Below are 10,969 nucleotides of genomic sequence, written 5' to 3'. Positions count from 1 at the left end.
GAGTGACCGTATCCTCGATGGTGTTACCCGTAAAAGCGTGATAGATCTAGCAAAAGCTGAGGGGATCCCTGTAGAGATCCGCAAGATAAGGGTAGAAGAATTGGTGACAGCTTCAAAAAATGGCAGCCTTAAAGAAATATTTGGGGCCGGTACAGCCGCTGTAATTTCACCAATTTCAGGTTTTGGTCATAGAGATAAGGACTATACGCTGCCGGAAATTGAAAATAGTTACGCAGATCATTTAAAGAAACGCATTACGGATATTCAGTACAACAGAGCTGATGATCCTTTCAATTGGCGCTACCAGGTTTTATAAGAGATTTTAGTTGTCATATATATTAGAGCACACTTGTTGGGTGCTCTTTTATTTATCCAGGATACTCTTAATATTGGGTTTGAAATAATCCGGACCTTTTAATACTTTTCCATCTTCCCTGTAAATAGGTTGGCCATCTGCTCCCAACTTGCTCATATTGCTCCGCTGGATCTCCTCAAAAACCTCTTCGATAATGTGCTGCATACCATGTTCTAGTATTGTTCCGCACAAAATATATAGCATATCACCTAAGGCATCTGCCACCTCCACAAGATCATTATTTTCGGCAGCCTCATAATACTCCTTATTCTCCTCATCCATGAGATTAAATCGAAGCTGATTCTTTGCAGTACCTAAATNNNNTCTTTTTAATGTAGTTTTGCGCTAAAATATACATATGTTTAGTACAGGACAATTAATTTTCGCAGCCTTTTTTGTGTTTTTTTTTGCGATTGTAATCTTCCTTTCCTACAAAAAAGACAAGAAACTACATTCAAAAAATTATAAAGGAGTTAAGTGGGTGGGTATCGTGTTTATCTTATTCATAATTATCCTTTTTATTCTTAAGGAATGGCTCAAAAATTAACACTTATTTTATCTACACCACAAAAATCACTATTCTCACAACTTAAAATGGATTTCAATCGTATACTATAACAAATGCAAGTACTTTTGCGTTATAAGTTCAAAGAAATCCGATAAATGACAACCTTTTTTACCATTTTCTTTATTTTGGTCCTAGTAAATGCTGCTCTATTATCCTTTAGTATAGTCAGCAGCGGACGAAAACAAAACGATTTTTCTAAAGATAAATCTCAGGATTCCAAAGACAAGGTATTCCCATTAGATTTGTCGTCTTCAGAATACAGAAAAGCCATTTAGATTCCTATCTTTAGGAGATGAAACAATTTTTGCTGGTATTCCTTGGAGGTGGAATTGGTAGCGGACTTCGATACCTTCTAAGCAAAACACTCAACCCATATACTTCTAACTTCTTTATAGGAACATTTGGTGTAAATATCCTGGGCTGTTTGATCATTGGGATCATACTAGGATTATCTGCCAAATCTACTGCGCTTAGCAATAACACCATTTTGTTTATTACTATTGGTTTTTGTGGTGGTTTTACCACCTTCTCTTCCTTTGCCCTTGAAAATTACGGAATGTTGCGTGAAGGACAGATCACTTCTTTTCTTCTCTATACCCTAAGTAGCATAGTAGTAGGCGTCCTTGCCGTTGCCCTTGGCCTTTGGCTTTCAAAGATCCTCTGAGTCCACACCTTTTAATCCTTTATCATATAGGAGATTCTTTCAGTATACCCTATTCTTTTTGTGCAAAACAACATCTTCTTACACATAATGTTAAAACTCCCCTACAAAATCATCATATAGACAAATTATCAACTTATGAATGCCATACCCTAATTATTTAAGGGTATATTTTCAAATAATCATAAAAATTAAGATATATACCCCTATTTTTTTAGGGGTTATTTTATTTAAACTACTTTTGGCGCTTCAACAATAAACTAATACAATGAAAAAAGTAGAAGCAATTATTAGAAAATCAAAATTTGATGATGTGAAAAAAGCACTTCATGAAATTGAAGTGAACTTCTTTAGTTACTGGGATGTGACAGGAGTTGGCAATGAGAAACAGGGACATGTCTATAGAGGTATCTCGTATAGTACCACAGACATTCAGAGACGGTATTTAGAAATAGTAGTTTCTGATGATTTCCTGGAAAAAACCATCAAAACTGTTTTAGAATCTGCCTATACCGGAAATGTAGGAGACGGAAAGATCTTTGTCTCAGACGTAATAGAGGCCTATAGGATCAGAACTCAAGAGAACGGATATAAGGGTATCAATTAAATAAAGAAATAACTAACAAACAACTATTGAAAAATGGACGCAGGAATATTTACAGCTAACAACATATGGATGATGATTTGTACCGCACTGGTATTCTTCATGCACACCGGGTTTGCCTTTTTGGAAATTGGGCTTACACGTCAAAAGAACACAATCAATATTCTATTTAAGAACATCTTTATCATTACCGTAGGGTTACTGATGTACTACATTGGTGGGTTTAACCTAATGTACCCCGGTTTTGCAGATGGTTCCTTAGGTATTCTGGATTTTGCAGGTTTTGGAATAGCAGCTCCCGAAAATGGAATGACTCCCGAATATGCAGATGGTGGGTACACTTGGTGGACCGACTTCCTGTTTCAGGGAATGTTCGCCGCAACGGCAGCTACTATTGTTTCAGGAGCCGTGGCCGAACGAATGAAAATTGGACCTTTTATGATATTTACAATCATATATGTTGGATTGGTATATCCAATTGTAGGATCATGGCAATGGGGAGGTGGATTCCTTTCTACTCTAGGTGGTGACGAAGGTTTTTACGACTTTGCAGGTTCTACCCTGGTTCACTCTGTCGGAGGATGGGGAGCACTTATAGGTATCTATCTGCTGGGAGCTCGTATCGGTAAATTCAGTGATGAAGGTAAACCACAGGCAATCCCTGGACATAACATTCCGCTGGCAACCGCAGGGGTTCTGGTACTATGGTTAGGATGGTTTGGATTTAATGGTGGCTCTGTGCTCTCAGGTGATCCGGAACTAACTTCCCTTGTTCTTGTAACTACAAGTTTGGCAGCAGCAGCAGGTGGAGTGGGTGCTCTTATCCTATCTACTATACTTCACAAGAATTTAGATCTTACGATGTTCCTTAATGGTATCCTGGGAGGTCTGGTAGGTATTACTGCCGGCGCCGATCTTATGTCACCCAATGAGGCAGTTTTAATTGGCCTTATTGCCGGATTCATCATTGTTCTTGGGGTAGCATTTATCGATAGAATCAGATTAGACGATCCTGTTGGAGCTGTCACCGTTCACCTTATTTGCGGTATGTGGGGAACGCTGGCCGTTGGTATCTTCGGAGCCAAAGCAGGAGGCGACCAATTCTTGTACCAATTGGCAGGTGTTGGAGCCGCCGCAACTTTCTGTTCCTTAGCTGCCTTCATCATATTCTTTACCTTAAAGAAAACAGTAGGTATCAGAGTGTCTAAGGAAGAAGAACTAGATGGACTCGATTTACATGAGCATGGAATGGACGCCTATTCGGACTTTAGAATGAATCAACATTAAAATAAAAAGAACGGAGTGTTTTGCAGAACACTCCGTTCATAACATTTTCAAATATTTCAACTTAAAACAGTTATTAACATCCTATTAAAGGAAATTACAAACATTGAATTATGAAAACGATTATAAAAACAAATTACGCAAAAAATTTATTTCTCCTGGCCCTTCTCTTAATGGCAACGGCAACATTCGCACAGGAAGAAGAAACAACTGAAGTAAAGAAGTTCAGCCTTAGCGGAACTGTAGATGCCTATTACCGGGCTAATTTGAACTCAGCCAATTCTGGTGCCAATTACTCTGCCCCGGGAAGTTCATTTGCAAATTTACCTGGTTTTGCCCTTGGAATGGCCAATGTCATTGCCAGCTATGAAGGCGAAGATGTAGGTTTTGTGGCCGATCTGGTTTTTGGTCCGCGTGGTACGGATGCCATTTTTGCATCTCCGCTTTACTCGGCTACCGGGAATATTGTGAACCAATTATATGTGTATTGGAACGTAAGTGATAAAGTAACCTTAACCTTTGGGAATTTTAACACCTTCCTTGGTTATGAAGTAATTTCACCAGCAGGTAATTTTAATTACAGTACCTCATATCTTTTCTCATATGGGCCATTTAGTCACACCGGACTTAAAGCCGATTTCGATTTAGGAAGTGATTGGTCATTAATGTTGGCAGTAATGAATCCTACAGACATTACCGAATTTAACCCTAATGGAAAATATGCCTATGGGGCTCAATTGGGCTACAGCGGTCAGTATTTGAATTTAATTTCTGACGATGGTAATTTCGAAATAGATTACACCGGAGGATTTGATCTAAGCGAGGACTTTTACCTGGGCATCAATGCCGCTTATTTTGATGGGGCTGACGATACCGGATTTGCAGGTGGGGCTTTATATCCTCAGTACAAAACTTCAGAAACCTTTACTTTGGGTCTAAGAGGTGAATATTTTGTTGAGACAGGAGACTTTGGAGCCATCGGAACAGGTGTCGATGATTCTAGTGTATTGGCATTAACTCTAACAGGAAGTGCAACCATTGGCGACCTCATGATAAAGCCAGAACTTAGGTTAGATAATGCTTCGGATGACGCCTTCTTAGATACGGATGGTGCCTCTATGAAAAGCCTGTCTTCTTTTGTGCTCGCAGCAGTGTACTCTTTTTAAGCTATTATATTAGTTTTGTTTAGTTCGTTGAGTTGATTAAGCCCCGGCAAGATTGCCGGGGCTTTCTGATGGCACTACTTGAATGCCTTTACACCCGCAAATATTTCTATATCCAGCGCATTTTGACTGGGTACAATAGGGCAGGAATATTTTTTATTATAGGTACAATAGGGATTGTATGCCTTATTAAAATCAATCACTATTTCGTCACCTTCAGGGATCCTTAGATCTATATAACGCCCACCTTCATAAGTCTCATTTCCATTGGTAGCATCCGTAAAAGGCAGAAACAGATAGTCTTCATAACCTTCGTCCTCCTTCAATTCCTCATTTTGGTATACTTCCAGTTGGTATGAGTTTCCTTTAAGTTGAAAAGACACAATTCCAAAAATTACTTCTTTAGACATCCGGTCTGTGTTGGTGGGCATTAAAAAAGGTATAGCATCCGGGGTTCTGGTAAAAGTCGCATTTACCACAAATGTAGTATCTGGCTTAAAAAAATCTAAGCCATTAAAGTCCTTTCTATACCGATCTGGCAAAGGTGAAGTTACCGGATCCGAAAACTCTTTATTCAAATCCCTTTGAAATTCTATGATTGAAGTTAGGTCATTATTCGATGAAAGTACTGGCTCACTTTGATCATCATCATGGTATTTCTTCCCATCACCGCAGCCCAATATGAGCAAAAACAGACCGAGTATCACCCCTCTCATTAGAACGCTGTGTATCATATCCCTATTTGGTATCAAAAGTACAATTTAGGTTTTTTTTTGGCTAGATTTGATCAGCTTAATTAAACAGATATAACCTCTTTCTCTTATTGAATCATAGGTACGCCTGGTCAACAAACATTAAAGACCTCTGATAATGCAATTTTTGTATACTTCCTATATTAATTCCTTCAGGGGTCTTTCCAAAGAAGTATGGTGGCTGGCATTGGTAACTCTTATTAACAGGGCCGGAACCATGGTAATTCCCTTTTTATCCCTTTATCTAACTCAGGACAGAGGTTTTACTTTGGAAAATGTAGGTGTGATCATGAGCTGTTTTGGATTGGGTTCTTTAGTTGGATCCTGGTTAGGGGGAAAACTCACTGATATTTTCGGGTACTACAAAGTAATGTTTATTAGTCTCCTGCTAACTGGCCTTTTGTTTATATGGGTTCAGCTTCTTGAATCGTTCGTAGCTTTTTGTTTTGGAATATTCATCTTAATGGTTGTTGCTGACGCCTTTAGACCCGCCACCTTTGTTGCCTTGAGCGCCTATAGCAAACAGGAGAACAAGACCAGATCAGTTACCCTGATACGATTGGCGATCAATCTTGGCTTTTCGGCTGGACCCGCTATTGGGGGAGTCATCATTGCCTCTATAGGGTATTTTGGATTATTTTGGATAGATGGTATTACATGCATATTGGCAGGGATACTATTGCTCTTTGTGCTGCATCCAAAAAAGGTGAAAGAGGTTGATACCCTAAAAAATACATCTCCCAGTTCGGCTTACAAGGATACATCCTATTTGCTTTTTATTGGAGCCATGATCTTGTTTGGCTTTATTTTCGTTCAATATTTTTCCACTGTACCCCTTTTTTATAGCAGCGAACGCACTTTGAGCGAGTTTCAAATTGGCCTTTTATTGGCCATGAATGGGTTCCTGATCTTCGCATTTGAGATGCCTCTTATTAAATACTTAGAATCTCGCCCCTTTTCAAAGGTGACCCAAATAATCATAGGTCTTGTACTTACCGCTTTCAGTTTCTTTTTTCTAACATTCGGTTCATGGATAGGACTTCTAGTGATAGGAATGGTCTTTATGACTGTTGGAGAAATGATCGCTTTTCCATTTTCTAATGCCTTTGCCATGGATAGATCCAGAAGAGGCAAACAAGGCGAGTATATGGCACTCTACAGTATTTCTTTTTCCATTTCTCATATTTTTGCCCATAATAGTGGTATGTTATCCATAGCACATCTGGGCTTTAAATCTACCTGGTATGGTGCAATGATCATTGGTGTTCTGGGAATAATTCTATTGATGGGATTACGAATGCGTTTAAAACATAAAAGATAAAGATGAAAACAATCATTACCATTTGCATGATGCCGTGCCTTATTTTGATTTTGCTAATTGGATGCGGAGAAACCAACCAGAAGCAACCAGAAAAGTTGTTATATCCTTTACATGAAGTTATCTTGGAACCGAACCGCTATAACGTTGCCTTTCTTATAATGGACGGGACCTACAATACCGAGTTTACTGCGCCTTATGATATTTTTCAGCATACCCAATATAGGCTAGGCATCAAAGCAATGAATACCTTCACTGTGGCTAATACAAAGGAACCGGTCCGAACTTTTGAAGGGGTACGTATCCTTCCAGATTTTGATTATACCAGGGATTCTCTGCCACCAATAGACATTTTGGTAGTTCCCAGTGCAGAACATCATCTCAATACAGACCTGAGAGATAGTGTAATGATAAACTTCGTTTATAAGACTGCCCAGAAAGCGCAATTTGTTACCTCTCATTGTGATGGAGCATTTGTTCTCGCAAAAGCAGGATTGTTAGATTCTGTTATATCCACAACCTTTCCGAGTGACATAAACACATATAGGGAGATGTTCCCTACCCTTCGGGTAAAAGACAGTGTGCTCTTTGTTCACGACGGCAAGTATATTACATCCGCCGGAGGCGCTAAACGTTTTGAGGCCGCACTTTATTTATGTGAATATCTATACGGAAAAGAGATCGCCAATTCCCTGGCAAAAGGCCTAGTAATTCAATGGGATCTGGAGCAGGTACCTTCCCTTATTCTTCAATAATTTCGTAGCGTGCGTCTTTGAGATATTTATCAATGATCTTATTGTATTCAGGAGTGATCCGTAGTAAGGCAGTATGTTCCAAAGAATAGAGGGCCGACTTGTCTTTATAGCCATTCTTCAGCAATTCTTCAAGATAGAATAAGGCGGTCCCAAAATCTTCATACTTAGCGCTATCGGATATAATTTTGAGGTAACTATCAAACTCCTTGGGCGCTGTTATGGTCTTTACCATCCATAAATAACTTAGCGCTTCCTCATTTACCGGATTTTGAGCCAATTCCAAATTAATATTGTCTTCTATCAGGGCATTAATAAATCCCATGAGTCGCATTCCCATCTCCTTTTCTAAAGGATCAGCACTATTGCTGTATTTTCTGATCTCACCCATTTGATAATTCCACCACCCCAGGTTGTTATAGTTCAAAGTGAGTACGTCATCGTTTAAATTGTAGTCAAAATCGTACCTTATGAAATATTCTTTTTGGAAAATGCGTTTTTGTTTTCTATTCTGGATGGAGTATTCTTTTACTTTTGAGATCAGTTTTACACGTTTTTTTAACTCATCTAAATTCAGCAGGCCCTTAAACTTTGTTAACATCTCATCTCCAAGGTACATGGCTCCCAAATAGTCATTTGCGGTTACAAAATTATTTAAGGTAGAGAAATCCCGATTGTATATACTACTTATGAAAGTGGAGTCTTTTGGAATATTATTCTTATTCATTGATTTAAGCGTAAGTATCTCTACGGCTCTTTGCAGGTAAGAACTATCTGGCCATTCTGACCCTCCGTTAAAAACCAGCAGATAGTTATTCAAAATCCGTTTATCCATAAATTTCTTTACTGTAGAACTCATACTTTGTTCATCAGAAAGATCATTGAAATTAAAATCGGATCTGCCAACTATACCAACAAATTGAAAGGGCTTTTTGGGATCTATGAGTTCTTTATACGGAATGCCTGAACCAATGGAAATAACTCCTTCTACAGGCCTTATAATGGAGGGAATGATGGAGGCAAATTTGGCCCCATTTCCAAATCCCGCTGTATAAGTACGTTGCTTGTGAATTGGAAATAGGCTATAGACGGTATTGAACATCCGACTTGCGATCAGGGTATTCTGTACTATAGAAAGACTGTCTTGAATACTATTAGAAGCCGCCACAATATAGCCTTCCTTTTCCGCCACCTCCCGAAACATATGTATCACCTGTTTCCCTCTTCCTTGCATGTCCATAGCGAAAATAACGGGCCAGGTACCTACAGGCTCATAACTGGCAGGCAAATAGACAGCAAAAGTTTCCGGGATCGTATCATTGATCCTGATAGAATCTTGAATAACACCTTTCTTGATGATCAGATCTTGTCCCTGAAGCAGGAAAAGATCGCAAAAAGCGATCAGGGTAAAAAGAAGAATCATTTTTTTCATAGCAAACTATTCCTCAAAAATCTGGCCAAATTAGGATCATGACCCGCGAAAAGAAGTTCATTGTCCGAAATTCTGTTCATTATAACTAGCAGGATCTATTTAAAGATACCACCAATACTCTAAATTAAACAATATTTCTTATCCCTTTCTCTTTTTTATTGGAGCATCGGCCACCACATCAGACAAAATAATATGCGTCCGTGTTTCCCCATACAAGATCAGTCTATCTATGAATTTTTCGAGATGGAATTGATCTCGTAAGACCACCTCCATAATAATGTTCTCATTGCCAGTGATCCGATAGCAATTCACCACTTCATCCAGGGTAACCACCAATTCCAGGAAAGGTTTTAACTTCCCCATAAAGGCTTTTAATGTAATGATTGCTTTAAGTTGATACCCTGCCATGGCATGGGAAACTCTGGCATAATATCCATCTATAATTCCCAGGTCTTCCATCTTCTTAACACGTTCGGCTACGGCTGGCGGAGTAAGACCTACCTTCCTGCCAATACTGGCAAAGGATTCGCGAGAATTTTCTTGTAAGCATTGTAAAATTCCCCAGTTAAGATGATCTATCGCTGATTTCAAATTTTTTAACTACGAATTACTTAGTTTATAAAGCAAATATACAATATCTCTTTATTATCTAAAGCAATTTGCGATAAATAGCAGCTAATTTTAAGGTAATTAATTTTGCTGAAAAAGAATCATGTCCCACCAAAATCTTGGATCCTTACCGGTCTACCAAAAAGCATTGGAACTTTGCACCCTAAGCAGGGAGCTTGCATCTTTTGTTACCTACAACAAAAACATGCTTACATTGTACCAATCTCAAAGTCTTCGCGATCATATTGCAGACTCATTACTTACGGATGCTGTTTTGATCCCACAGCAAATAGCACGGGCAGAAACATCAGATTCTGTAAGTGACAGAATGAAGAGTGCGACCTTTATTGGGATCATGATCCGCAATATAAGTGCTTATTGCAAGGGCCTTGAACAAGACGGAGTTCGTGAAAAGGAATATCTTCAACTGTTAAAACGAGAGATCCGAATTTTCAGAAAATCCTTTAAAAAATGGCGCAAGTCTATTGCCCATTACGGACATCATTCTGAAACCTGGAATTTTAGAGAATATCTCGGCTAGGATTAAACTCATTCTTTTTAAACTCATCTTTTTAAAGCAGTCTGAAACTTAGCGCAGTAAGCTGACGCTTTGTTACATGTTTCGCCTATACTGGCCACCTACTTCAAAAAGCGACTGAGTAATCTGTCCCAAGGAGGAGAATTTAGAGACTTCCATAAGTTTCTCAAAGATATTCTCATTGTGTACAGCAGACTCCTGTAATTCCTGCAGGCCCTTCTGCGCTTTTTTCTTATGTAGTGCCTTCAGGCGTTGCAATGTCTTTAATTGCACTTGCTTTTCTTCCTCCGTAGCTCTGATAACCTCTACGGGAAGAATTGTAGGTGACCCTTTTGAACTTAAAAACGTATTAACTCCAATGATAGGATATTCACCATTGTGTTTTAAGGTTTCATAATGCAGACTTTCTTCCTGGATCTTGGAACGCTGATACATCGTTTCCATAGCACCTAAGACGCCTCCGCGTTCTGTTATACGGTCAAATTCTAACAACACGGCTTCTTCAACAAGATCTGTCAGTTCCTCTATAATAAAGGACCCTTGTATGGGGTTTTCATTTTTTGCTAATCCAAGTTCTTTGTTGATGATCAACTGTATGGCCATGGCTCTTCTTACAGACTCTTCCGTAGGAGTAGTAATAGCCTCATCGTACGCATTAGTATGCAAAGAGTTGCAATTATCATAGATTGCATAAAGTGCTTGAAGTGTAGTTCTGATATCATTGAAATCGATCTCCTGCGCATGAAGACTTCTACCTGAAGTTTGTATGTGATATTTGAGCATTTGAGCTCTGGGATCGGCACCGTACTTTTCCTTCATCGCCTTTGCCCAGATCTTTCTCGCTACCCTGCCTATCACAGCGTATTCAGGATCAACACCGTTGGAGAAGAAAAAGGACAGATTAGGTCCAAATTTGTTGATATCCATTCCCCT

General features: G+C 39.1%; 13 protein-coding genes and 1 pseudogene. 9 read left to right on the top strand and 5 right to left on the bottom strand.

The window, feature by feature from the left end; all coding sequences use genetic code 11:
- A partial coding sequence (locus Q0X72_RS03615; protein WP_297762103.1) for an aminotransferase class IV occupies positions 1–316 on the top strand: 316 nt, incomplete at its 5' end.
- A 48-nt stretch (positions 317–364) separates the two neighbouring features.
- Here the strand turns inward: Q0X72_RS03615 and Q0X72_RS03610 are convergent.
- Positions 365–673 (bottom strand): annotated as a pseudogene (locus tag Q0X72_RS03610) (hypothetical protein); the annotation flags it as partial.
- 345 nt (positions 674–1,018) lie between these two features.
- Between Q0X72_RS03610 and Q0X72_RS03600 the strand changes: the two are divergent.
- The 5 genes from Q0X72_RS03600 (at position 1,019) to Q0X72_RS03580 (ending at position 4,638) form a co-directional block, all read left to right on the top strand.
- Complete coding sequence (locus Q0X72_RS03600) at positions 1,019–1,198, top strand: hypothetical protein (protein ID WP_297762099.1); 180 nt, start codon at positions 1,019–1,021, stop codon at positions 1,196–1,198.
- A 17-nt stretch (positions 1,199–1,215) separates the two neighbouring features.
- Complete coding sequence (gene crcB / locus Q0X72_RS03595; protein ID WP_297762097.1) at positions 1,216–1,587, top strand: fluoride efflux transporter CrcB; 372 nt, start codon at positions 1,216–1,218, stop codon at positions 1,585–1,587.
- 265 nt (positions 1,588–1,852) lie between these two features.
- On the top strand, positions 1,853–2,191 hold the full coding sequence (locus tag Q0X72_RS03590; RefSeq protein WP_297762095.1) for a P-II family nitrogen regulator: 339 nt from the start codon (positions 1,853–1,855) through the stop codon (positions 2,189–2,191).
- A gap of 33 nt (positions 2,192–2,224) precedes the next feature.
- Positions 2,225–3,475 (top strand): ammonium transporter, encoded by a 1,251-nt coding sequence (locus Q0X72_RS03585; protein ID WP_297762093.1) that lies wholly within the window; start codon positions 2,225–2,227, stop codon positions 3,473–3,475.
- Positions 3,476–3,585: 110 nt separating this feature from the next.
- On the top strand, positions 3,586–4,638 hold the full coding sequence (locus Q0X72_RS03580; protein ID WP_297762091.1) for an outer membrane beta-barrel protein: 1,053 nt from the start codon (positions 3,586–3,588) through the stop codon (positions 4,636–4,638).
- A gap of 74 nt (positions 4,639–4,712) precedes the next feature.
- Here the strand turns inward: Q0X72_RS03580 and Q0X72_RS03575 are convergent, their stop codons facing one another.
- Positions 4,713–5,369, bottom strand: coding sequence for a DUF1684 domain-containing protein (locus Q0X72_RS03575; protein ID WP_297762090.1), 657 nt, complete (start codon positions 5,367–5,369; stop codon positions 4,713–4,715).
- Between the two features lie 136 nt (positions 5,370–5,505).
- Between Q0X72_RS03575 and Q0X72_RS03570 the strand changes: the two genes are divergently transcribed.
- Together Q0X72_RS03570 and Q0X72_RS03565 are read left to right on the top strand one after the other, a co-directional pair.
- Positions 5,506–6,708 (top strand): MFS transporter, encoded by a 1,203-nt coding sequence (locus Q0X72_RS03570; protein ID WP_297762088.1) that lies wholly within the window; start codon positions 5,506–5,508, stop codon positions 6,706–6,708.
- 2 nt (positions 6,709–6,710) lie between these two features.
- Positions 6,711–7,460 carry a DJ-1/PfpI family protein gene (locus tag Q0X72_RS03565; RefSeq protein ID WP_297762085.1) on the top strand — a complete coding sequence of 250 codons (750 nt, stop codon included), beginning with the start codon at positions 6,711–6,713 and terminating at the stop codon, positions 7,458–7,460.
- Here the strand turns inward: Q0X72_RS03565 and Q0X72_RS03560 are convergent.
- Positions 7,447–8,889 carry an alpha/beta hydrolase gene (locus Q0X72_RS03560; protein WP_297762083.1) on the bottom strand — a complete coding sequence of 481 codons (1,443 nt, stop codon included), beginning with the start codon at positions 8,887–8,889 and terminating at the stop codon, positions 7,447–7,449. The genes Q0X72_RS03565 and Q0X72_RS03560 overlap by 14 nt on opposite strands.
- A 138-nt stretch (positions 8,890–9,027) precedes the next feature.
- Positions 9,028–9,480 carry an Lrp/AsnC family transcriptional regulator gene (locus Q0X72_RS03555; protein WP_297762081.1) on the bottom strand — a complete coding sequence of 151 codons (453 nt, stop codon included), beginning with the start codon at positions 9,478–9,480 and terminating at the stop codon, positions 9,028–9,030.
- 121 nt (positions 9,481–9,601) lie between these two features.
- Here Q0X72_RS03555 and Q0X72_RS03550 point away from each other — a divergent pair, with 121 nt between their 5' ends.
- On the top strand, positions 9,602–10,039 hold the full coding sequence (locus Q0X72_RS03550) for a hypothetical protein (RefSeq protein WP_297762079.1): 438 nt from the start codon (positions 9,602–9,604) through the stop codon (positions 10,037–10,039).
- A 72-nt stretch (positions 10,040–10,111) separates the two neighbouring features.
- On the opposite strand, the gene Q0X72_RS03545 is transcribed toward Q0X72_RS03550, so the two are convergent.
- On the bottom strand, positions 10,112–10,969 hold an 858-nt coding region (locus Q0X72_RS03545; protein WP_297762077.1), incomplete at its 5' end, for a methylmalonyl-CoA mutase family protein.

The sequence above is a fragment of the uncultured Muriicola sp. genome, assembly GCF_947258935.1.
Classification (GTDB): Bacteria; Bacteroidota; Bacteroidia; order Flavobacteriales; family Flavobacteriaceae; genus Muriicola.
Note: the sequence above shows the minus strand (reverse complement) of the source record. Positions and strands in the feature narration are given on the sequence as shown.

Coding starts and splice junctions, on each gene's coding strand:
- Q0X72_RS03600 (WP_297762099.1), top strand. CDS start 1,019: ATGACAACCTTTTTTACCATTTTCTTTATTTTGGTCCTAGTAAATGCT.
- crcB (WP_297762097.1), top strand. CDS start 1,216: ATGAAACAATTTTTGCTGGTATTCCTTGGAGGTGGAATTGGTAGCGGA.
- Q0X72_RS03590 (WP_297762095.1), top strand. CDS start 1,853: ATGAAAAAAGTAGAAGCAATTATTAGAAAATCAAAATTTGATGATGTG.
- Q0X72_RS03585 (WP_297762093.1), top strand. CDS start 2,225: ATGGACGCAGGAATATTTACAGCTAACAACATATGGATGATGATTTGT.
- Q0X72_RS03580 (WP_297762091.1), top strand. CDS start 3,586: ATGAAAACGATTATAAAAACAAATTACGCAAAAAATTTATTTCTCCTG.
- Q0X72_RS03575 (WP_297762090.1), bottom strand. CDS start 5,369: ATGATACACAGCGTTCTAATGAGAGGGGTGATACTCGGTCTGTTTTTG.
- Q0X72_RS03570 (WP_297762088.1), top strand. CDS start 5,506: ATGCAATTTTTGTATACTTCCTATATTAATTCCTTCAGGGGTCTTTCC.
- Q0X72_RS03565 (WP_297762085.1), top strand. CDS start 6,711: ATGAAAACAATCATTACCATTTGCATGATGCCGTGCCTTATTTTGATT.
- Q0X72_RS03560 (WP_297762083.1), bottom strand. CDS start 8,889: ATGAAAAAAATGATTCTTCTTTTTACCCTGATCGCTTTTTGCGATCTT.
- Q0X72_RS03550 (WP_297762079.1), top strand. CDS start 9,602: ATGTCCCACCAAAATCTTGGATCCTTACCGGTCTACCAAAAAGCATTG.